The sequence below is a fragment of the Zestomonas carbonaria genome (genome assembly GCF_904061905.1).
Lineage (GTDB): Bacteria > Pseudomonadota > Gammaproteobacteria > Pseudomonadales > Pseudomonadaceae > Aquipseudomonas > Aquipseudomonas carbonaria.
Map to the genome: position 1 here is coordinate 65,464 of NZ_CAJFCI010000012.1, position 20,276 is coordinate 85,739.

Below are 20,276 nucleotides of genomic sequence, written 5' to 3' on the forward strand. Positions count from 1 at the left end.
CGTCTATGCCGAAGCATGTCATCAAGCCGCTGAGCCTGGTCGTCGCGTCCGGACTGCTGCTCGGCGCCTGTTCCTCCCTGGAGCCCAAGGTCTACACCGAGGACGAGAACCGCCAGCGGATCATCCAGGACCAGGCGCGCATGTACGGGGAGCAGGAGCCGGTGAGTTCGCCCATCACTTTCTACGAGGCGGCGGCGCGGGCCCTCAAGTACAACCTCGACTATCGCCTCAAGCTGATGGAAAGCGCCCTGGCGGCGGACCTGAAGGACGTTTCCAGCCACGAGATGCTGCCGCGCCTGGTGGCCACGGCGGGCTACGCGGGGCGCAACAACGACTCCGGCGGCACCTCGATCGGCATCGTCGACCGCCAGCAAAGCCTGCGGGCGTCCACCTCCGAGGAACGCTACCGCGACCTCTACGGCCTGGGGCTGAGCTGGAGCCTGCTGGACTTCGGCGTCGCCTACTACCGCACCCAGCAGAAGGCCGACCAGATGCTGATGGCCGAGGAGCGCCGCCGCAAGGTCGCCCAGAACGTCCTGCAGGACGTCCGCGACGCCTACTGGCGCGCGGTGGGCGCGCAGCGCCTGATGCCCGAAGTGGATCGCCTGCTGGCGCGCACCGCGCAGGCCCTCGACGCGGCGCGCCAGGCCGAGGACCGGGGGCTGCTGCCGCGCCAGGAAATCCTCGCCTACCAGCGCGCGCTGCTCGACTCCATCTACATGCTGACGGTGCGTCGCCAGGACCTGGAGTTCGCCCAGGCCGAGCTGTCGGCGCTGATCTCGCTGCCGCCGGGCTCCCGGCTGGTCCTGGCGGACACCCAGGAAGCCTCGCTGCCCCGGGCGGCGCGCGACATCGAGAAGCTGGAGCTGCTGTCCCTGCAGAACCGCCCGGAAATCATGGAGGAGTGGTACCGCAAGCGGGTCGACCAGAACGACCTGAAGATCGCCAAGGCCCAGCTCTGGCCGAACGTCAGCCTGAACTGGAGCTACCAGTACGATTCCAACAAGTACCTGTACAACAATCACTGGTCGGAGACCGGCCTGCAGGTGTCCCTCAACCTCCTGCGCCTTCTGCAGTTGCCGGCGCTGAACGACGCCGAGCAGACCCAGGGCGAGACCAACGACATGCGCCGCGTGGCGCTGTCCATGGCGATCCTCACCCAGGTCCGGGTCGGCGCCCTGCGCTACGAACTGGCCCGCCAGGAAGTGGAGTTCGCCGACGAGAGCCTGCGCGTCGACCGCAACCTGCTCGACTACGCGCAGGCCGCCAAGAGCACCTCCATCGGCTCCGAGCTGGAGGTTATCCGCGCCGAAGGCCGCTACCTGCTGTCGCGCTACCAGCGCGAGGCGGCCTATTCGCGGGCCCAGGCGGCCTGGGGGCGGCTCTACAACTCGGTCGGGCTCGACGTGATGCCCGAGTCCATCGACCAGCACGACGTCAAGACCCTGGCCCGGGAGATCGAACGCACCATGAACGCGCAGGAAGCGCAGAGCCTGCTGATCGGCAGCCGCGCCGTGGAGGGTGGCCATGCCCTCGTGCAGCCTTAACCGTAGCGTGCTCGCGCTGCTGATCGGCCTGCCCCTCGCCACCCAGGCGGTGCCGGCCCAGGAAAGCGGCGCGGCGCTGGACGATCCCTCGGCGATTCGCGTGCTGCTGGCGGCGGAACTGGAAACCGTGCTGTCCAGCGAGATGAACGGCACCCTGGCGGACCTGCGCGTCTCCCTCGGCCAGCGGGTGACCAAGGGCGCGTTGCTGGCCCAGTTCAACTGTCGCGAGGCCCAGGCCCGCGCCAAGGTGGCCAGGGCCGAACTGGCCATGGCCCGGCAGAACCTGGAAGCCAAGCGCAACCTGCGCCGGCTGGACGCGGTGGGCGACCTGGAAGTCGCCATGGCCTCCACCGAGGTGCAGAAGGCCGAGGGCGCGCAGGCCATGGCCCAGACCCAGGCCGGCTACTGCGAGGTCGCGGCGCCGTTCCAGGGGCGGGTGGCCAAGGTCTACGTCAAGCCGTACCAGACCGTCAGCGCCGGTGCCCCGCTGTTCGACCTAGTCAGCGACGGGGCGCTCAAGGTGCGCCTCAACGTGCCCTCCAACCTGCTGCCCCGGCTGAAGCCGGACATGCCGCTGGAGGTCTACATCAACGAGACCGGCAACACCTACCCGGCACGCATCAGCGCCATCAACGCCAGGGTCGACGCGGTGGCGCAGACCGTCGAACTGGAGGCGCGCCTGGATGCCGAACATACCGAGCTGACCACCGGCATGAGCGGCATCGCGCGGATTCCCGATGTCAGTGAATGAACGCTTGCCCAGCCTGCCGTTGCTGCTCGACCTGCTGGCGCTGCGCGACAAGGCGCTGGCGGCCGACTCGCTGAATGCCCTCGCGTTCGCGATGGCCAACGACCTCTATCCGCTGTTGCACTACCGCCAGGCCGTGGTGCTGGCGCGCCGCGACAAGCGCTTCGAGCTGCTGGCCATCTCCGGCCTGGCCAAGCCGGCCGAGGACTCGCCCTACCTGATCTGGCTGCGCCGCACCTGCCCCTGGCTGTCGGCCCGGCTGCCCGACGACGCGCCGCGCTGGCTGGCCCGCGAGGAACTGCAACCGCCGCCGGAAATCGACGACGGCTGGGCCGAATGGTGGCCGGCCGGGGTGTTCTGCGTGCCCATCGCCGACCGCGACGACCAGCCGCTGGGGCTGTTGCTGTTCCTCCTCGACGCCCCGCCCACGGAGCCCCAGGCCGCCGCCCTCAAGGGGCTCTGGCAGACCTGGGCGTACTGCTGGGCGGCGCTCGCCGGCCGGCGTCGGGTGGTCGGCTGGCGGCCGAGCCGGCGCCAGGTGCTGGTGGTCCTCGGCGCCTGCGCGGCGCTGCTGTTCCTGCCGGTGCGGCAGACCGCCCTGGCGCCGGCGGAAATCGTCTCGCACCGGGCGCAGGTGATCAGTTCGCCCATCGACGGCGTGATCGAGCGCATGCTGGTGCGCCCCAACCAACCGGTGGAGGTCGGCACGCCGCTGTTCGCCCTGGACGAAACCAGCCTGCGCAGCCGCGCCGAAGTGCTCGGCAAGGAAGTGGCGGTGGCCGACGCCGAGCTGGTCGCCGCCAGCCAGCGTGCCTTCGACAACCCGCAGAGCAAGAACGAGCTGACCCTGCTCAGCAGCCGTGCCCAGCAGCGCCGCGCCGAGCTGGCGGCGGTGCAGGCGCAGCTCAAGCGCGCCCTGGTCACCGCGCCACGGGCCGGGGTGGCGGTGTTCAGCGACCCCAACGACTGGATCGGCAAACCGGTGGTGACCGGCGAGCGCATCCTGCTGGTCGCCGACCCGACGCAGCCGGCCATGCGCATCCAGTTGCCGGTCGCCGACGCCATCGGCCTGGAGCCGGGGGCGCAGGTGACCCTGTTCCTCACCGCCCATCCGCTGGTGCCGCTGCACGGCGAGGTGCTGGAGACCAGCTACCAGGCCAGGCCCAGTGACGAAGGGGTCGCCTCCTACCAACTGCTGGCCAGCATCGAGGGCCAGCCCGAGCAGGCGCGCCTGGGCCTGCAAGGCACGGCGAAGCTGTACGGCGGGCGGGTGGTGCTCGGCTACTACCTGCTGCGCCGGCCGCTGTCGACGCTGCGTGCCTGGACGGGGTGGTGATGGAACAGGCGGCCGACCTGCCCACCCCGCCGCTGCGCCAGGACCTGCGTCTCGACGAGGTCGCCCCCGGCGCCAGCGGCGAGCCGGCCTGGGTGATCCAGGACACGGTGACCAACCGCTTCTACCGCATCGGCTGGTTCGAACTGGAATGCCTGCTGCGCTGGGGCCAGAGCCCACGGCAGATCTGCGAACAGATCGCCGCGCAGACCGCCCTCGACCCGGACGTGGAACAGGTCCTGGGCTTCCGCCAGTTCCTCGAACGGCACCAACTGGTCCAGCCGGACGCGGCGGCGGTGGAACGCATGCAGGCCAGCGGGGAAGGGCGCAAATGGCTGTCCTGGCGCTGGTGGCTGCACAACTACCTGTTCGTGCGCATCCCGCTGGTGCGCCCGCAACGGCACCTGAAACGCCTGGCCCGCCACCTCGACTGGCTGTTCCGACCGGCGACCGGCTGGCTGGTGATCCTGCTCGGCGTGCTCGGCATCGTGCTGGTGCTGCACCAGTGGGACACCTTCACCCATGACGTGGTCGAGTCCTTTTCCCTGGAAGGGTTGTTCAGCTTCGCGCTGGCGCTGATCGTCGCCAAGGCCCTGCACGAGCTCGGCCACGCCCTGGTCGCCACCCGCCTGGGCCTGCGCGTGGCGCACATGGGCGTGGCGTTCATCGTGCTCTGGCCGATGCTCTACACCGACACCGGCGAGAGCTGGAAGCTGCGCAGCTCGCGCCAGCGCCTGGCGATCGCCTCGGCGGGGATCCTCACCGAACTGGCGCTGGCCGGGCTGGCGACCCTCGGCTGGGCACTCAGCGAACCGAGCGCGCTGCGCAACGCTCTGCTCTACCTGGCGACCACCAGTTGGGTGCTGTCCGTGGCGCTGAACGCCAGCCCGTTCATGCGCTTCGACGGCTATTTCATCCTCTCCGACCTGCTCGACTTCCCCAACCTGCACGAGCGCTCCTCGGCGCTGGCGCGGGTGTTCCTGCGCCGCACGCTGCTCGGCCTGGACGAAGACTGGCCGGAACCCTTCCCGGCATCGCGCCGGGCCATGCTGATCGGCTTCGCGTTCGCCACCTGGCTGTACCGGCTGGTGCTGTTCCTCGGTATCGCTGTGGCGGTCTACCTGCTGTTCTTCAAGTTGCTCGGCATCCTGCTGTTCTGTGTGGAGGTCGCCTGGTTCATCCTGCTGCCGGTCGTTCGCGAGCTGAAATACTGGTGGGGCGCGCGTGCGCGGGTCCGCCCGGGCCGTCGCCAGGCGATCCTCGGCGTCTTCGTCGTCCTGCTGCTCCTGCTGGCGCTGCCCTGGCGCAGCCAGATAACCGCCTTCGGGGTGGCCAGGGCGGAGCAGCAACTGCGCCTGTACACGCCATATCCGGCCCTGCTCCAGCAGGTGCAGGCCCAGGGCGACGTGCCGGCGGGCACCACCCTGGCGATCATGGACGAGCCGGACATCGCCGCCCGCATGCGCGGCACCGAGGCCGGCATCCGTGGCTACCAGGCGCGGCTGTCCGGCCTGCTGGCCGATCCCGCCGGGCTGGGCGAACAGGCGGTCACCGCCCGGCGCCTGCTCGTGGAGTTCGAACAGGCCCGCGCCGCGCGCACGGAAATGGCCCGCCTGCACCTGCGCGCGCCGTTCGCCGGCCGCTGGCTCGACGTCAATCCGGAATGGCAGGCGGGGCAGTGGATCGGCAGCCAGGTGCTGCTGGGCGTGCTGGTCGACCCGCAGGGCTGGCAGATCGACGCCTATGTCGAACAGGGCCAGGTGCACCGCCTGCGCGAGGGCAGCCCGGTGAGCTTCTATCCCGAAGGCGGGTTGCAGCGCCTGTCCGGCAACGTGGTGGCGATCGGCAGTACCCGCGTTGCGCAACTGGAGCACGCCATGCTGGCGTCGCGCTTCGGCGGTCCGCTGGGCGTCACCGCCCAGGAAAAGACCCTGACGCCCAGCCCGCCGCTGTTCCACGTGCGGGTCAGGCTGGACGAGCCGCCGCCGACCCTGCGCGAGACCCGTGGCCGCCTGCAGATCGAAGGCGAGCGGCGCAGCCTGCTGGGCGAGGGGCTGACCCGGCTGGCCGCGGTGGTGATCCGCGAGAGCGGCTTCTGAGCCGGCCGCTCAGACGGCCTCGACCTTGAGCAGCACGCCATCCTGGCCGACCACCCGCACCGGCGTGCCGGCCGGCAGGTCCGGGCCGCTGACCAGCCACAGGGTGTCGCCGGCCTTGATCTTGCCGCGCCCGCCGTCGATCGCCTCGTGCAGCACGAACTGGCGGCCGAGCAGTTCCTGGCCGCGCCGGTTCAGCCCCGGCTGCTCCGAAGGTTTCGCCGCATGGCGCTGGCGTTGCCACCAGAGCACCGCGCTGAGCACCGAGAGCACGCCGAACAGCGGCAGTTGCCAGGTCCACGGCAGCGCCGGGAACAGGAAGGTCAGCACGCCGACGCAGGCGGCGGCCACGCCGAGCCACAGCAGGTAGCCGCCGGCACCGAACACCTCGAGGATCAGCAGCAGGGTGCCGAAGGCCAGCCAGTCCCAGTAGGAGAGGTGTTGCAGGTAGTCCCACATGGCTCAGTTCTTCTTGTCGAAGGTGGCGCGGACGATCTCGCCGATACCGCCCACCGCGCCGATCACCTGGCTGGCCTCCAGCGGCATCAGCACCACCTTGCTGTTGTCGGCGGCGGCCAGTTGGCCGAGGGCGTCGACGTATTTCTGGGCGACGAAGTAGTTGATCGCCTGCACGTTGCCGGCGGCGATCGCCTCGGAAACCATCCGCGTCGCCTCGGCTTCCGCCTGGGCCGCCCGCTCGCGGGCCTCGGCCTCGAGGAAGGCGGCCTGGCGCTGGCCCTCGGCCTTGAGGATGTCGGCCTGCTTGTGGCCCTCGGCGGTGAGGATGGCCGCCGAGCGCGAGCCTTCGGCTTCGAGAATCTGCGCGCGCTTGAGGCGTTCGGCCTTCATCTGGCTGGCCATCGCCTCGACCAGGTCGGCCGGCGGGCTGATGTCCTTGATCTCGATGCGGGTGACCTTGATGCCCCAGGGCGCGGTGGCCTCGTCGACGGTCTTGAGCAGCCGCTCGTTGATCGCGTCGCGCTGGCTGAGCATATGGTCGAGCTCCATGGAGCCGAGCACGGTACGGATGTTGGTCATCACCAGGTTGCGGATGGCGTGCTCGAGCTGGTTGACCTCGTAGGCCGCCTGGGCGGTGTTGATCACCTGGAAGAAGCACACCGCGTCGATCTGCACGATGGCGTTGTCGGCGCTGATCGCTTCCTGCGGCGGGATGTCCAGCACGCTCTCCATGACGTTGAGCTTGCGGCCGATGCGGTCCATCACCGGCACGATGATGTTCAGGCCCGGCTTGAGCGTGGTGGTGTAGCGGCCGAAGCGCTCCACCGTCCATTCATAGCCCTGCGGTACCACCTTGAAGCCCATGAACACGATGGCCAGGGCCAGGCCGACGAACAGCAGCAATACGCCACCGATTTCCATGACAACGCTCTCCTTGTGGTTGATGGCCTTATGGCCAGGGCGCATCTAAGCACAGTGGCGGTGGCCCGCGCATCTGCGGAGTAGGGTGGGCTTCGGCCCACCAGTCCACCCTACGGCCTGATGCCGAGCAGCGCCTTGAGCAGCAACGGGTCGTGGCCGTAGATGTCCGGCGCGTAGCGCGGCCGGCCCTGGGTGTCGACTTCCACGGTCCAGTAGCCGATCAGCAGCGGCACCTTCGGACGCACCCGGTATTCCTGGGTGCGTCCGCTGGCGAGGCGCAGCTCGACGTCGGCCAGCTCCTCGGGGCTCAGGAAATAGGCGAGCAGGCTGTTCACCGCCTCGACGCGTACGCAGCCGGAGCTGAAGAAACGCGGTGATTTCTCGAACAGCAACTGGCTGGGGGTGTCGTGCAGGTACACCGCGAAGGGATTGGGGAAGCGCAGCGCCAGGCGGCCCAGCGGGTTCTGCGGGCCGGCGGCCTGGCTGAGGCGGATCGGCCCGGGGTTGTCCCAGTCCACCTGCGCCGGGTCGAGGCGGTTGCCGGCGCGGTCCTGGACGCTCATCTGGTGGCGGTCGAGGTAGCCGGGGTCGCGACGGATCTCCGGCAGCTTGTCCTCGCGGAGGATGGTCGGCGGCACGATCCAGCGCGGGTTGAGGGTCAGGCGGTCGATCTGCGAGGCGAGCAGCGGGGTCTGCCGGGTCGGCCGGCCGACCTGGGTGCGGGTGCGCCAGACCTCGCGGCCGTTCTCGAACACCAGCAGCTCGGCGGCGGCGACGTTGATCGCCAGGCGTGCGGTGGCCAGGTCCCCGGCCAGCCAGCGCAGGCGTTCCAGGTTGACCCGCAACTGGTCGCGGCGGGTCAGCGCATCGACGTTCAGCTCGGCCAGGCTGGCCGGGCCGAGGATGCCGTCGGGCTTGAGCGCGTGGCTGCGCTGGAACTCCTCCAGCGCGGCGACCAGCTCGGGATCGAAGCGGGTGTCCTGGCGGCTGGCCGGCTCGCCCTGCAGGTAGCCTTCGGCGGCCAGGCGCTGGCGCAGCGTCGGCACTCGCGGGTCGTTGCGGCCGGGACGCAGCAGCGGGCCGTCGGGCAGCGTGCCCCAGTTCGCCAGCGGCCGCTGGCGCAGGCTGGCGTACAGCGTGCGCAGCGTCTGGTACTGGGGCAGGGCCGGGCGGGCGGCGGCGAAGGCGCGGGCCGGCTCGTCGAGGTCGCGCAGGGCGATCGACAGCACCAGTAGTCGCGGATCGGGACGCGGCGCATCGTCCGGGCGCCACAGCGGTTCCAGCCGGGCCTGGTTCAGGCGGCCGCCATGCAGGTGCTGCAAGGCGCGCAGGTAGGTGTGGCTGGCCAGCAGGTCGGCGCAGCCCGGGGTGGGGTCGAGGCTGGAGGGTAGCGGGTAGTCGGTGGGAGCCAGGCCGTCGTCGGCGAGCTGGTCGAGCTGTTCGCGCAGGGCATCGAGGTGCGCGGCATCGCGCCAGGCTGGCTGGTCGTCGCGTTGCCGGTAGAAGGTGTCCAGTTGCGCGCGGGCGCTGGCGTCCAGGCTGGCCGGCAGCGGCGCGCAGCGATTCGCCAGGTCGTCGAGCAGCAGGCGCAGCGGCGTCTCGACCGGCGCTGGCAGGATGACCGCGAGAACGTCGCCGGCAACCAGGGCCAGCAGGACGCCGCAGAGCAGGGAAAGACGGATCGCGTACATCGCAGGTCCAGCCCGGAAAACGTTCTCCGGCACCTTACCACAGGCCCGGTGGCCGCCGATGTAAGGGCCTCAGTGGTGAAGGGTGATCCCTTGCGATGGGTTGGACCGCCTTCCCTCACCCCAGCCCTCTCCCTCCGGGAGAGGGAGTTTTGCCGTGCCAGCTCCTGCCCCCGTGCGTGCGCTCAAGCACGAAGCCGTCCCCTCTCTCAGGGGGAGAGGAGGTTTTGCCATGCCAGCCCTTGACCTCGTACGTTCGTTCGCGCACGAACTGCCCCCTCTCCCTCCGGGAGAGGGCTGGGGTGAGGGGCGGTCTTTCCCTTTTCCCCGAACCCCGAACCCCCTACTTCTGCTCGCTCTGTGGCGTGACCCGCAGCACTTCCTCGATGGTGGTCAGCCCGGCGGCGACCTTCTGGGCGCCGGACAGGCGCAGGCTGCGCATGCCGTCCTTGAACGCCGCGCGGCGCAGGGCGACGAGGTCGGTGTCGGCGTTGATCAGTGGCTTGACGGTGTCGTTGAGCAGCATGATCTCGTACACCCCAGCGCGGCCCCGGTAGCCGGTGTCGCGGCATTCCAGGCAGCCGACGGCGCGGTGCGCGTGGGTCGGCAGCGGTGCGCTCCAGGGCTTGGTCAGCGCCTGCCAGTCGCCTTCGTCGAGCTGCACCGGCGCCTTGCAGTGCGGGCACAGGGTGCGCACCAGGCGCTGGGCCATGACGCCGAGCAGGGTGGCGCGCAGCAGGTAGTAGGGCACGCCGAGTTCGAGCAGGCGGGTGATCGCCGAAGGCGCGTCGTTGGTGTGCAGGGTGGAGAGCACCAGGTGGCCGGTGAGCGCCGCCTGGATGGCCATCTCGGCGGTCTCCAGGTCGCGGATCTCGCCGACCATGATGATGTCCGGGTCCTGGCGCATCAGCGCGCGCACGCCGCTGGCGAAGGTCAGGTCGATGTTGTGCTGCACCTGCATCTGGTTGAAGGCGCCCTCGATCATCTCGATCGGGTCCTCGATGGTGCAGACGTTCACCTCGCTGGTGGCCAGTTGCTTGAGCGTGGTGTACAGCGTGGTGGTCTTGCCCGAGCCGGTCGGCCCGGTGACCAGGATGATGCCGTTGGGCTGGCGGGTCATGGTCTGCCAGCGGCGCAGGTCGTCGGCGGAGAAGCCGAGCTGGTCGAAGCTCTTGAGCAGCACCTCGGGGTCGAAGATCCGCATCACCATCTTCTCGCCGAAGGCGGTGGGCAGGGTCGACAGGCGCAGCTCCACCTCGCCGCCGTCCGGGGTCTTGGTCTTGATCCGGCCGTCCTGCGGCTTGCGCTTCTCGGCGACGTTCATCCGCCCGAGGCTCTTCAGCCGGCTGACCACCGCCATGGTGACCTGCGGCGGGAACTGGTAGACGTTGTGCAGCACGCCGTCGATGCGGAAACGCACCGTGCCCATCTCGCGGCGTGGCTCGATGTGGATGTCGCTGGCGCGCTGCTGGTAGGCGTACTGGAACAGCCAGTCGACGATGTTGACGATGTGCGCGTCGTTGGCGTCCGGCTCCTGGTCCTGGGCGCCGAGGTTGAGCAGTTGTTCGAAGTTGCCGACGCCGCTGACCTTCATGTCGTTGGCCGAGGCGCCGCTGACCGACTTGGCCAGCCGGTAGAACTCCACGGTGAAGCGGTGGATGTCCGCCGGGTTGGCCACCACGCGCTTGATCGGCCGCTGCAGCACGTGGGCCAGGTCCGCCTCCCAGCGCTGCACGAAAGGCTGCGCGCTGGCGATGGTCACCGCCTCGCGGTCGACCGCCACGGCGAGGATCTTGTGGCGCTGGGCGAAGGCGTAGGACATCAGCGGCGTGACCGCGGCGACGTCGATCTTCAGCGGGTCGATGCGCAGGTAGGGCTGCCCGGACCACTCCGCCAGCCAGACGGTGAGGGTCTCCAGGTCGAGGGCGCGGCCGGGCCGGGAGAGGTCGTCGAGCTGCTGGCTGGCGAGGAATTCCAGCGGGTGTTGCTGGTTGTTCACCGCGCTGCGCCGGATCGCCAGGCACTGCTCGGCGTCGTCCTGGCCGATACGGCCCTGGGCGACCAGCTCCTTGAGCAGGTCGGCGAGGTCGAGGAGGCGGTCGGCGGTGGCGGTGAAGGCGGACATCGGGGCTCCCGTTGGTCGCAGCTACCAGTCTCAAGCGGCAAGCTGCAAGAAAAAGCTTGATGGGGCGAGAGGATTGACCTCCACCCTGACTTTGCAGCTTGCAGCTTGCAGCTTGCAGCTTGCAGCTTGCAGCTTACTTCGTCAGCGCCTTCCAGGCCTTGAGCGTTGCCACAGTATGGGCCTGGGCGGTGCGGGCGGCCAGGTGCTCGGCATCCGGCGCGGTGGTCGCCAGTTCGGCCAGCTTGGCCAGTTCGCCGTACAGGCGGTCGACCTCCGGCAGTTCCAGCGCCGGGCGGGCCAGGCGCAGCCAGACCAGCATGCGCTCCAGGCGCGGCAGTTGCTCGCCCAGGTCTGCCGGCTGCTGCTGGTAGCGGGCCAGGTTCAGCGCGCCGGCTTCGTCGCTCAACTGGTGGGTCAGCCAGTTGCCCAGCGCAGCCGCGCCCTGGCGTTCGCCGCGATGGCTGCGCTGGCTGGTCCAGGTGCGGCGCAGCAGCCAGTTCGAGGCGCTCAGCGAGAAGTGGCCCCAGCGGGTGGCGTCCAGCTCCTCGGCGAACTGGCCGGCGGCGGCCTGGCGCGCGGCTTCGTCGTGCTGGCCGGCGAGGATGCGCGGGCGCCAGTCCTCCAGCAGCGCGTCGAGGGCGGCGCGCAGGTCGTGGCTGGTGGCGCGCGGCGCGGCCTGGCCGAGGCTGCCGAGCAGGGCGCGCAGGTCGATCAACTGGGCCAGCCAGTCGGCCAGCAGTCGCCAGTGGCCGTTGAAGCGGTACTGCTCGGCCAGGCGCTGGCTGCTGCCCAGCAGGTGCCAGGCGAGCGCGGCGAAGGCGTCGTCCAGCGGCTGTTCGGCGGAGAGTTCCGGCACGGCCAGGCGTACCTGGTAGCTGTCCGCGTCGAACAGCCGGTAGCCGCGCTCGGCCTTGCTGATGTCGCAGGGCATCAGCGGCAGGTCGGCGGTCAGCGCCTCGGCCAGCTCCAGCAGGGCCTCGGGGTCGCCCTGGCGAAGCTCCAGCTCCAGTTCGCAGATCTCTTCCTCGTGCTCGCCGGCGAGCACCTTGCCGAGGTCCAGGGCGGCCTCGATCACCACCTTGGCCTTGCCGCGACCCCAGGCGATCTCCGTGTATTCGCGGACGAAGTCGGTGGTGAACGCCGGCTGGATCAGGCTTTTGTCGAGATCGGCCAGGGCGGCCGGCCAGCAGTCGTCGCCGAGCTTGCCGAGGTCCAGCTCGGGCGTCTCCAGGTACCACTCCCACTCGTTGCGCTCGGACAGCCCGGCGACGCTCTGGCCCCGGCTCTTCAGGGTCTGGATGTAGGTCTCGCCGTCGCGGCGCACGCGCAGGGCGACCTTGGCGCCGGCCAGGTCGCGCCCGGCGGTGTCGTAGTACTGGTTGTACAGCTCGCGCTGCTGCCAGCCGGACTTGTTGCGCTTCTTCAGCAGCGGATGGTCGCGCAGGGCGGCGAGGGTGGCGCGGCTGGCGCGCAGTTTGATCTCGGTTTCTTTGTTCATGACGGGCAACGGAATTCGGGGGCAGCGCGGAACGGCCGCGGGAACGAGCAAGTCTACAGGAGCCCGGCGGGTGCGTCCGGGCATGCATTGCCTCTATGATGAAACTCGTCCGTTGGAGAACGCCGATGCCCCTGCCATCCCTGAAAGAGCAATTCGCCGCGCTGATCGCCGCCCCCTCGGTGAGCTGCACCCAGCCCGCGCTGGACCAGTCCAACCGCGCGGTGATCGAACTGCTCGCCGGCTGGCTGGGCGATCTCGGCCTGAGTTGCGAGACCCAGGAGATCTCGCCCGGCAAGTTCAACCTGCTGGCCAGCCTCGGTAGCGGCCCCGGTGGCCTGGTGCTGGCCGGGCACAGCGACACGGTGCCCTACGACCCGGCGCTGTGGCGCAGCGACCCGCTGCGGCTGACGGAGAGCGGCGACCGCTGGGTCGGCCTCGGCGTGTGCGACATGAAAGGCTTCTTCCCGCTGATCATCGAAGCCTTGCTGCCGCTGCTCGACCAGCCGTTCAAGCAGCCGCTGCTGATCCTCGCCACCTGCGACGAGGAAAGCTCGATGGCCGGCGCCCGCGCCCTGGCCGACGCCGGCCGGTCGCTGGGACGCGCGGCGGTGATCGGCGAGCCGACCGGCCTCAAGCCGATCCGCCTGCACAAGGGGGTGATGATGGAGCGCATCGACATCCTCGGGCAGAGCGGCCATTCCTCCGACCCCAGCCTCGGCCACAGCGCGCTGGAGGCGATGCACGACGCCATCGGCGAGCTCAAGGTGCTGCGCGCGCAGTGGCAGGCGGAATTCAACAACCCGCAGTTCGGCGTGCCGCAGCCGACCCTCAACCTCGGCTGCATCCACGGCGGCGACAACCCCAACCGCATCTGCGGCCAGTGCGCCCTGGAGTTCGACCTGCGCCCGCTGCCGGGCATGGACCCGGAGCAGTTGCGCGCGGCGATTCGCGGCAAGCTGCGGCCGGTCGCCGAGCGGCACCAGGTGAAGATCGACTACGCGCCGCTGTTCCCCGCCGTGCCGCCGTTCGAGCAGCCGGCCGACAGCGAACTGGTGCGCCTGGCCGAGCGCGTGACCGGACATACCGCAGAGTCGGTGGCATTCGGCACCGAAGCGCCTTATCTTCAGCAGCTCGGCTGCGAGACCATCGTGCTCGGCCCCGGCGACATCGCCTGCGCGCACCAGCCGGACGAGTACCTGGAACTGTCACGCTTGCAGCCCACTGTGGAACTGCTGCGCCAACTGATTCGGCATTACTGCCTGAACCCCCGGAAAGAGAGGGCTTGATGGGCCTGCGACGACGATAGGAAATCCACCCTGAAAGTGCGCCATCGCTCCCTGCAACAGCGAAAGGCATCCATTGGATTTGTCTCCTAGGTTTTTCCATGCCCGAATCCGTCAACTGGCTCCGCCACGCATCGCCCTACATCAACGCCCACCGGGACTGTACCTTCGTGGTCATGCTGCCCGGCGAAGGCGTCGCCCATCCGAATTTCGGCAACATCGTCCACGACCTGGTGCTGCTGCACAGCCTCGGTGTGCGCCTGGTACTGGTACACGGCTCGCGCCCGCAGATCGAGGCACGCCTCGCCGCCTGCGGGCTGACCCCGCACTTCCACCGCGACCTGCGGATCACCGACGGCCCGACCCTGGAATGCGTGATCGACGCGGTCGGCCAACTGCGCATCGCCATCGAGGCGCGCCTGTCGATGGACATGGCCGCCTCGCCGATGCACGGCTCGCGGCTGCGCGTGGCCAGCGGCAACTTCGTCACTGCGCGGCCGATCGGCGTGGTCGACGGCATCGATTACCACCACACCGGCGAAGTGCGGCGCATCGACCGCAAGGGCATCGGCCGCCTGCTCGACGAGCGCACCATCGTGCTGCTGTCGCCGCTCGGCTACTCGCCCACCGGGGAAATCTTCAACCTCGCCTGCGAGGATGTGGCGACCCGCGCCGCCATCGACCTGGGCGCCGAGAAGCTGCTGCTGTTCGGCGCCGAGGCCGGCCTGCTCGACGAGAGCGGCAAACTGGTGCGCGAACTGCGCCCTCAACAAGTGCCGGCGCACATGGCGCGGCTCGGCAGCAGCTACCAGGCCGAACTGCTCGACGCGGCCGCCGAGGCCTGTCGCGGCGGCGTGGCGCGCAGCCACATCGTCAGCTACGCCGAGGACGGCTCGCTGCTCACCGAACTGTTCACCCGCGACGGCGGCGGCACCCTGGTCACCCAGGAACTGTTCGAATCGCTGCGCGAAGCGACCATCGAGGACGTTGGCGGCCTGATCGACCTGATCACCCCGCTGGAAGAACAAGGCATCCTGGTGCGCCGCTCGCGCGACGTGCTGGAGCGCGAGATCGAGCAGTTCAGCATCGTCGAGCGCGATGGCCTGATCATCGCCTGCGCGGCGCTCTACCCGATCGCCGACTCGGACTGCGGCGAACTGGCCTGCCTGGCGGTGAACCCGGATTATCGCCACGGCGGCCGCGGCGACGAACTGCTCGAACGCATCGAAGAACGCGCCCGCGCCCAGGGCCTGAAGACCCTGTTCGTGCTCACCACACGCACCGCCCACTGGTTCCGCGAACGCGGCTTCGTCCCCAGCGGCGTGGACCGCCTGCCAGCGGCCCGCGCCTCGCTGTACAACTACCAGCGGAATTCGAAGATTTTCGAGAAGGCGCTATAGGGCAGCTACGAGCTTCAAGCGGCAAGCTGCAAGTAAAAGCCGAGAAGAGCGCTGGAGGCTTGAGGCTGGACGAGGGGGCTTGGGCTTCGGCGTTCGTTGCTTGGCTCCGTCCCTCACCCCAGCCCTCTCCCAGAGGGAGCTATACGGAGCCAGGCCTCAACTCCTGAGTTCAAACACAACTCCGACCAGTCCCCTCTCCCTCCGGGAGAGGGTTAGGGAGAGGGGCGGACTATCTAGCGGGGCATATGGCCTGAGCCTGCCCCGAGCCTCTGCTTGGTGGGCTGTCGCCCACCCTACGAGAAACCACGAGGGGGAGGGCTCAGGCGCTCTTCTGTGCCAGCCGGTATTGCTCGTGGCCATCGTCCCAGCCGGCTTCCCAGGCGGCGGCGGGGACTTCGGCGGTGTAGGGCTGGCGGTCGCGGGGCTGGCCGGTGAGTCCGGCCATGTAGCCTTGCTGGTAGGCCTTCTCGAGGCTTTCCAGGCTCCATTGCCGGTCGTCTTCGCTGGGCTCCATGTGGCGCGGGCTCGAATGAAGGGATGCCTTTCATCCTAGCGGCGCCGGAAAGGGCGGACCGTGCCGCCGATCCCGCCTTTCGCTCCACTTGTTCGTTTTGTGACGGCCTCGACGCTCAGACCGCCAGGCCGATGATGCTCGCCTGGTAGGCGGCGACGAAGGCGTCGAAGTCGCCGCGTGGTTGCGCTTCCAGTTCCGCCTGCTCGGCCAGCGATTGCGCGGCCATGGCTTCGAAGGCGGCCTGCTGGCCGCCGTTCAGCGGCGTGGCGCGGAAGTATTCCTCGTGGGCCTGGCTCTGGCGCAGGGCGAACTGGGCGAAGCTTTCGCCGTGCGCCTGCATCTCGGCGAGCACCTGCGCGGAGGGCGTGAGCGACGGGTCTTCGAGCTTGGCGCGTTGCGCCGCCAGGGCCTGGGCATGGCCGTCGCCGCCGTGCTGGCGGTCGAGCAGTTCGGCGATCGGCGCGAAGGCGTCGATCAGTTGCTGGCCCCAGTCGCGCAGGGCGACCTGCTCGCCACGGCGTTGCAGGTGCAGGCCGGGGCGGCGGCCTTCCTTGACCGTCTTGAGGAAGTTGTCGGTGCAGGTGCGGCATTCGCCGTCGGCCAGCAGCGGGCTGTCTTCCAGCGCGCAGTAGAGCAGGAACAGGTCGAGGAAGCGCGCCTCGGCGAGGTCGATGCCCAGCGGCAGGAAGGGGTTGATGTCCAGGCAGCGCACTTCGATGTACTGCACGCCGCGCGCCATCAGCGCCTGGATCGGCCGCTCGCCGCTGTAGGTGACGCGTTTCGGGCGGATGCTCGAGTAGTACTCGTTCTCGATCTGGATGACGTTGGTGTTGAGCTGCTGCCACTCGCCGTCTTTCTTGGTGCCGAACTCGGCGTAGGGCGGGTAGGGCGTGGACACCGCCTGGCGCAGGCTGTCGGTGTAGCTGGGCAGGTCGTTGTAGCAGGGCGTCAGGCCGCTCTGTGCGCTGCTCTGGTAGCCCAGGTCGCTCATCCGCAGGCTGGTGGCCCAGGGCAGGTAGAGGGTGTTTTCGTCCAGGTGCTTGAGCTGGTGCGGGCGGCCGCGCATGAAGCCGGCGTCCAGCGCCGGCGAGGCGCCGAACAGGTACATCAGCAGCCAGCTATAGCGGCGGAAGTTGCGGATCAGGCCGATGTAGCTTTCCGACTGGAAGTCGCGCGCGCTGCGCGGGTCGCCTTCGGCGCGTTGCAGCAGCGGCCAGAGCGCTTCGGCCAGGGAGAAGTTGTAGTGGATGCCGGCGATGCACTGCATGGTCTTGCCGTAGCGCAGCGCCAGGCCCTTGCGGTAGACGTACTTGAGCCGGCCGATGTTGGAACTGCCGTAGTCGGCGATGGGGATGGTGTCCTCGTCCGGCAGCGGGCAGGGCATCGACGCGCTCCACAGCCGCTCGCCGGCGAGCTTGGCGTAGGTGAAGCGATGGATGCGTTCGAGATCGGCGAGGGTGTCCGCCGGGTCGGGCTCGGTCGGGGTGATGAACTCCAGCAGCGACTCCGAGTAATCGGTGGTGATCTGCGGGTGGGTCAGCGTCGAGCCGAGCGCACGCGGGTGCGGGGTCAGCGCCAGTTGGCCGTCGGCGTCGACGCGCAGGCATTCGCGTTCGATGCCGTGCAGGTTCTGGCCGAGCAGGGGCAGGTGTTCGGAGGCGCCGAGCAGGGCCAGGCGGCGTTGCAGAAGCTCGCTCAAGATGATGTTCCTTCACGCGTCGGTCGCCCCAATATGGGGGTGGACCGGGCGTTCTACAAGACTACCGAAAGCTGGCGTGGTCGCCTGGCTGGGTGACGCGTGGAAACTGGCGGCTCCGCCTCCCGGATCGCGCGGCGTGCGCTCGCTACTGGATGATCAGGTTGTTGAACAGCAGGTCGTCCACCAGCGGCTTGCCTTCCTCTTCGGTCAGCACCTGCTGGACCTGCTTGAGCGCTTCCTGGCGCAACTGCTCCTTGGCCTCCGGGCTGCCCAGGCTGGTTTCGGTCTGCTGCGAGAACAGCATCACCAACTGGTTGCGGACCAGCGGCTCGTGGTGCTCGACCTTGGTCTTGGCCTCGCTGCCGGTGACGCGCAGGGCGATATCGGCCTTGAAGTACTTCAGCCGCGGTCCGGAGCCGAAGTTGCCGACCAGCGCCGGCGCCAGGCTGATGTAGGCCACCTGGCCCGCCGCATCTTCCTTGCTTTCTTCTTTGGCCAGCGCGGAGAGCGGCAGGCTCAGGGCCAGCAACAGGGTGATCCAGGCTTTCAAGGGCGGCTCCTCGGCAAGGTTGGGCGGCCTAGCATAGCCGGCGCCGCGCCGCGCCCCAAGCCCGGCGCTTATGCAGCGCCATCAGGACAGGCCATGCTCGTTGACCCACCCCGTCCCCTCTCTACACTCAGAAGCCACTACAAACAGAGGGAATCCCCCCATGAAAGCCGTGCTGTGCAAAGCCTTCGGCCCCGCCGAAACCCTGGTGCTGGAGGAAGTCCCCAGCCCCGAGCCGAAAAAGTTCGAAGTGCTCCTCGACGTGCATGCCGCCGGGGTGAACTTCCCCGACACGCTGATCATCGAGGGCAAGTACCAGTTCAAGCCGCCGTTCCCGTTCTCCCCGGGTGGCGAGGCGGCCGGCGTGGTGGTCGCGGTCGGCGAGAAGGTCGGCCACGTGAAGCTGGGCGATCGGGTGATGGCGCTGACCGGCTGGGGCAGCTTCGCCGAGCAGGTCGCGGTGGGCGGCGACAAGGTGATGCCGATTCCCGCCGATCTCGACTTCACTTCCGCCGCCGCCTTCGGCATGACCTACGGCACCTCGATGCACGCCCTCAAGCAGCGCGCCAACCTGCAACCGGGCGAGACCCTGCTGGTGCTCGGCGCTTCCGGCGGCGTCGGCCTGGCGGCGGTGGAGATCGGCAAGGCGATGGGCGCCCGGGTGATCGCCGCGGCGAGCAGCGCCGAGAAGCTGGCGGTGGCCAAGGCCTCCGGAGCCGACGAACTGATCAACTACAGCGAAGAGAACCTGCGCGACCGCCTCAAGGAGATCACCGGCGATAAAGGCGTCGACGTGGTCTACGACCCGGTCGGCGGCGACCTGCTGGAGCTGGCCTTCCGCAGCATCGCCTGGAACGGCCGCCTGCTGGTGGTCGGCTTCGCCAGCGGCACCATTCCCTCGCTGCCGGCCAACCTGACGCTGCTCAAGGGCGCCTCGCTGGTCGGCGTGTTCTGGGGCGCCTTCGCCGCGCGCCAGCCGCAGGACAACCTGGCCAACTTCCAGCAACTGTTCAAATGGCACGCCGAGGGCAAGCTCAAGCCGCTGGTCTCGCAGACCTACCCGCTGGAGCGCGCCGCCGATGCGATCAACCACCTCGGCCAGCGCAAGGCGGTCGGCAAGGTGGTGGTGCAGGTGCGCTGAAGGCAGCGGCAAGCTTCAAGCTGCAAGCGACAAGCCCTCCCGGATCGGTTCCCGCGTGGGAACCGCCGGATAAAGTCGATAAGATCGCTGGAGGCTGGACGAAGAGGCTCTTGTAGGGTGCGCCACGCGCACCGATGGGAGCCTGTTCCTACGTTTCCGGTGAACACCTTGCCTGTCTCCAGGGTAAACGGTGCACACGGCTCACCCTACCGTTCGGCCTTCCAGCCTCCGGCGCTTTTTCCGGCTGTTTTCTAACGCGGCGCGTAGGCGAACACGTCGGCGCGCATCTGGTGGGCGTCCATGCCGGCTTCGACCAGCGCGTCGAGGGTGCCGTAGACCATCGCCGGCGAGCCGCTGGCGTAGACGTGCAGGGCCTTCAGGTCGGCGAAGTCTTCGCACACGGCCTGGTGCAGCATGCCGCAGCGTCCTTCCCAGCCGCACAGCTCGCTGACCACCCGGTGCAGGTACAGGTTGTCCGTGCGTTGCCAGTCGGGCCAGTGCTCCAGGTGGTAGAAGTCCTCCGGATGACGCACGCCCCAGTACAGGTGCACCGGGTGCTTGAAACCGGCCGAACGGCAATGCTCGATCAGGCTGTGCATCTGCGCCATGCCGGTACCGGCGGCGATCAGCACCAGTGGGCCGTCCGGCAGCTCGGCCAGGTGGGTGTCGCCGAGCGGGAGCTGCACGCGGGCCATGCGCGTGCGCTGCAATTGCGCCAGCAGCTTCTGGGCGCTCGATTCGCGGCCGAGGATGTGCAGTTCCAGGTCGCGCCCCTGGTGCGGCGCCGAGGCCAGCGAGAAGGCTGCCCATTCGCCGTCGTCGCGCTCGATCATCAGGTACTGGCCGGCGTGGTAGCGCGGCGGTTTGCCGGCCGGGGCACGCAGGCGCACGCGCCAGACGTCGCCGCCGACCTCCGTGCAATCGACCAGTTGGCAGGCCAGGGTACGCACCGGCAGCTCGCCGGGCGCCAGCACGCCGTCCCAGTGCAGCACGCAGTCTTCCAGTGGCTCGGCCAGGCAGGTGAACAGCTCGCCGTGGTCCAGCTCGGCGCCGCCCTGCTGCACCCGGCCCTCGACCAGCAGCGCCGCGCAGATATGGCAATTGCCGTTGCGGCAGCTTTGCGGGCAGTCGTAGCCGAGCCGGCGGGCGCCGTCGAGGATGCGTTCGCCGGGCAGGATGTCGAGCACGGAGCCGGAGGGTTGCAGGGTCACACGCATGGCTTCGCCTCCCTGTAGGCGCGAGCTTGCTCGCGAAGGGGTAGCCACGCGGGGTCGCGA

16 protein-coding genes are annotated in these 20,276 nt (G+C 69.2%); 7 read left to right on the plus strand and 9 right to left on the minus strand.

Going from position 1 to position 20,276, the window contains the following annotated elements; translation table 11 throughout:
* Window positions 1-5 precede the first annotated feature (5 nt).
* From PSEWESI4_RS00525 to PSEWESI4_RS00540, 4 genes are read left to right on the plus strand one after another with little or no spacing between them, the layout of a single operon-like run.
* Window positions 6-1,547 carry a TolC family protein gene (locus PSEWESI4_RS00525; protein WP_187669234.1) on the plus strand — a complete coding sequence of 514 codons (1,542 nt, stop codon included), beginning with the start codon at window positions 6-8 and terminating at the stop codon, window positions 1,545-1,547.
* The gene (locus tag PSEWESI4_RS00530) at window positions 1,528-2,298 is read left to right on the plus strand and encodes an efflux RND transporter periplasmic adaptor subunit (RefSeq protein WP_187669235.1); all 771 of its coding nucleotides are present in this window, start codon (window positions 1,528-1,530) and stop codon (window positions 2,296-2,298) included. The genes PSEWESI4_RS00525 and PSEWESI4_RS00530 overlap by 20 nt, the downstream gene beginning before the upstream one ends.
* Window positions 2,285-3,631 carry an efflux RND transporter periplasmic adaptor subunit gene (locus PSEWESI4_RS00535; protein WP_187669236.1) on the plus strand — a complete coding sequence of 449 codons (1,347 nt, stop codon included), beginning with the start codon at window positions 2,285-2,287 and terminating at the stop codon, window positions 3,629-3,631. The genes PSEWESI4_RS00530 and PSEWESI4_RS00535 overlap by 14 nt, the downstream gene beginning before the upstream one ends.
* A complete protein-coding gene (locus PSEWESI4_RS00540) occupies window positions 3,631-5,727 on the plus strand; it encodes a site-2 protease family protein (RefSeq protein WP_187669237.1) in 2,097 nt (698 codons plus the stop codon). The genes PSEWESI4_RS00535 and PSEWESI4_RS00540 overlap by 1 nt, the downstream gene beginning before the upstream one ends.
* Before the next feature lie 9 nt (window positions 5,728-5,736).
* Here PSEWESI4_RS00540 and PSEWESI4_RS00545 read toward each other — a convergent pair whose 3' ends face one another.
* From PSEWESI4_RS00545 to PSEWESI4_RS00565, 5 genes are all read right to left on the minus strand, one after another.
* Window positions 5,737-6,183, minus strand: a complete 447-nt coding sequence (locus PSEWESI4_RS00545) for an NfeD family protein (RefSeq protein WP_187669238.1) — start codon at window positions 6,181-6,183, stop codon at window positions 5,737-5,739.
* Window positions 6,184-6,186: 3 nt separating this feature from the next.
* A complete protein-coding gene (locus tag PSEWESI4_RS00550) occupies window positions 6,187-7,104 on the minus strand; it encodes an SPFH domain-containing protein (RefSeq protein ID WP_187669239.1) in 918 nt (305 codons plus the stop codon).
* Between the two features lie 110 nt (window positions 7,105-7,214).
* The gene (locus PSEWESI4_RS00555; RefSeq protein WP_187669240.1) at window positions 7,215-8,795 is read right to left on the minus strand and encodes a L,D-transpeptidase family protein; all 1,581 of its coding nucleotides are present in this window, start codon (window positions 8,793-8,795) and stop codon (window positions 7,215-7,217) included.
* Window positions 8,796-9,135: 340 nt separating this feature from the next.
* On the minus strand, window positions 9,136-10,917 hold the full coding sequence (locus PSEWESI4_RS00560; RefSeq protein ID WP_187669241.1) for a GspE/PulE family protein: 1,782 nt from the start codon (window positions 10,915-10,917) through the stop codon (window positions 9,136-9,138).
* A 133-nt stretch (window positions 10,918-11,050) separates the two neighbouring features.
* Window positions 11,051-12,415 (minus strand): CYTH domain-containing protein, encoded by a 1,365-nt coding sequence (locus PSEWESI4_RS00565; protein ID WP_187669242.1) that lies wholly within the window; start codon window positions 12,413-12,415, stop codon window positions 11,051-11,053.
* 125 nt (window positions 12,416-12,540) lie between these two features.
* Between PSEWESI4_RS00565 and argE the strand changes: the two genes are divergently transcribed.
* Together argE and argA are read left to right on the plus strand one after the other, a co-directional pair.
* Entirely contained in the window at window positions 12,541-13,701 is a 1,161-nt protein-coding gene (argE, locus tag PSEWESI4_RS00570) for an acetylornithine deacetylase (RefSeq protein WP_187669243.1), read from the plus strand.
* A gap of 98 nt (window positions 13,702-13,799) precedes the next feature.
* Complete coding sequence (gene argA, locus PSEWESI4_RS00575) at window positions 13,800-15,098, plus strand: amino-acid N-acetyltransferase (protein ID WP_187669244.1); 1,299 nt, start codon at window positions 13,800-13,802, stop codon at window positions 15,096-15,098.
* Between the two features lie 319 nt (window positions 15,099-15,417).
* On the opposite strand, the gene rmf is transcribed toward argA, so the two are convergent.
* The 3 genes from rmf to PSEWESI4_RS00590 form a co-directional block, all read right to left on the minus strand.
* Window positions 15,418-15,612: a ribosome modulation factor gene (rmf, locus tag PSEWESI4_RS00580; protein ID WP_187669245.1), complete on the minus strand. Its 195-nt coding sequence runs from the start codon at window positions 15,610-15,612 to the stop codon at window positions 15,418-15,420.
* Between the two features lie 115 nt (window positions 15,613-15,727).
* Window positions 15,728-17,311, minus strand: coding sequence for a glutamate--cysteine ligase (gshA, locus tag PSEWESI4_RS00585; protein WP_187669246.1), 1,584 nt, complete (start codon window positions 17,309-17,311; stop codon window positions 15,728-15,730).
* A 145-nt stretch (window positions 17,312-17,456) separates the two neighbouring features.
* On the minus strand, window positions 17,457-17,861 hold the full coding sequence (locus PSEWESI4_RS00590) for a flagellar basal body-associated protein FliL (protein ID WP_187669247.1): 405 nt from the start codon (window positions 17,859-17,861) through the stop codon (window positions 17,457-17,459).
* A 160-nt stretch (window positions 17,862-18,021) separates the two neighbouring features.
* On the opposite strand from PSEWESI4_RS00590, the gene PSEWESI4_RS00595 reads away from it, so the two are divergent.
* The gene (locus tag PSEWESI4_RS00595; RefSeq protein ID WP_187669248.1) at window positions 18,022-18,999 is read left to right on the plus strand and encodes an NADPH:quinone oxidoreductase family protein; all 978 of its coding nucleotides are present in this window, start codon (window positions 18,022-18,024) and stop codon (window positions 18,997-18,999) included.
* Between the two features lie 251 nt (window positions 19,000-19,250).
* Here the strand turns inward: PSEWESI4_RS00595 and PSEWESI4_RS00600 are convergent, their stop codons facing one another.
* Entirely contained in the window at window positions 19,251-20,216 is a 966-nt protein-coding gene (locus PSEWESI4_RS00600) for a CDP-6-deoxy-delta-3,4-glucoseen reductase (protein WP_187669249.1), read from the minus strand.
* Between the last annotated feature and the right edge of the window lie 60 nt (window positions 20,217-20,276).

What these genes read in the sequence shown, in the direction of transcription:
- PSEWESI4_RS00525 (WP_187669234.1), top strand. Translation starts at nt 6, where the DNA reads ATGCCGAAGCATGTCATCAAGCCGCTGAGCCTGGTCGTCGCGTCCGGA.
- PSEWESI4_RS00530 (WP_187669235.1), top strand. Translation starts at nt 1,528, where the DNA reads ATGCCCTCGTGCAGCCTTAACCGTAGCGTGCTCGCGCTGCTGATCGGC.
- PSEWESI4_RS00535 (WP_187669236.1), top strand. Translation starts at nt 2,285, where the DNA reads ATGTCAGTGAATGAACGCTTGCCCAGCCTGCCGTTGCTGCTCGACCTG.
- PSEWESI4_RS00540 (WP_187669237.1), top strand. Translation starts at nt 3,631, where the DNA reads ATGGAACAGGCGGCCGACCTGCCCACCCCGCCGCTGCGCCAGGACCTG.
- PSEWESI4_RS00545 (WP_187669238.1), bottom strand. Translation starts at nt 6,183, where the DNA reads ATGTGGGACTACCTGCAACACCTCTCCTACTGGGACTGGCTGGCCTTC.
- PSEWESI4_RS00550 (WP_187669239.1), bottom strand. Translation starts at nt 7,104, where the DNA reads ATGGAAATCGGTGGCGTATTGCTGCTGTTCGTCGGCCTGGCCCTGGCC.
- PSEWESI4_RS00555 (WP_187669240.1), bottom strand. Translation starts at nt 8,795, where the DNA reads ATGTACGCGATCCGTCTTTCCCTGCTCTGCGGCGTCCTGCTGGCCCTG.
- PSEWESI4_RS00560 (WP_187669241.1), bottom strand. Translation starts at nt 10,917, where the DNA reads ATGTCCGCCTTCACCGCCACCGCCGACCGCCTCCTCGACCTCGCCGAC.
- PSEWESI4_RS00565 (WP_187669242.1), bottom strand. Translation starts at nt 12,415, where the DNA reads ATGAACAAAGAAACCGAGATCAAACTGCGCGCCAGCCGCGCCACCCTC.
- argE (WP_187669243.1), top strand. Translation starts at nt 12,541, where the DNA reads ATGCCCCTGCCATCCCTGAAAGAGCAATTCGCCGCGCTGATCGCCGCC.
- argA (WP_187669244.1), top strand. Translation starts at nt 13,800, where the DNA reads ATGCCCGAATCCGTCAACTGGCTCCGCCACGCATCGCCCTACATCAAC.
- rmf (WP_187669245.1), bottom strand. Translation starts at nt 15,612, where the DNA reads ATGGAGCCCAGCGAAGACGACCGGCAATGGAGCCTGGAAAGCCTCGAG.
- PSEWESI4_RS00595 (WP_187669248.1), top strand. Translation starts at nt 18,022, where the DNA reads ATGAAAGCCGTGCTGTGCAAAGCCTTCGGCCCCGCCGAAACCCTGGTG.
- PSEWESI4_RS00600 (WP_187669249.1), bottom strand. Translation starts at nt 20,216, where the DNA reads ATGCGTGTGACCCTGCAACCCTCCGGCTCCGTGCTCGACATCCTGCCC.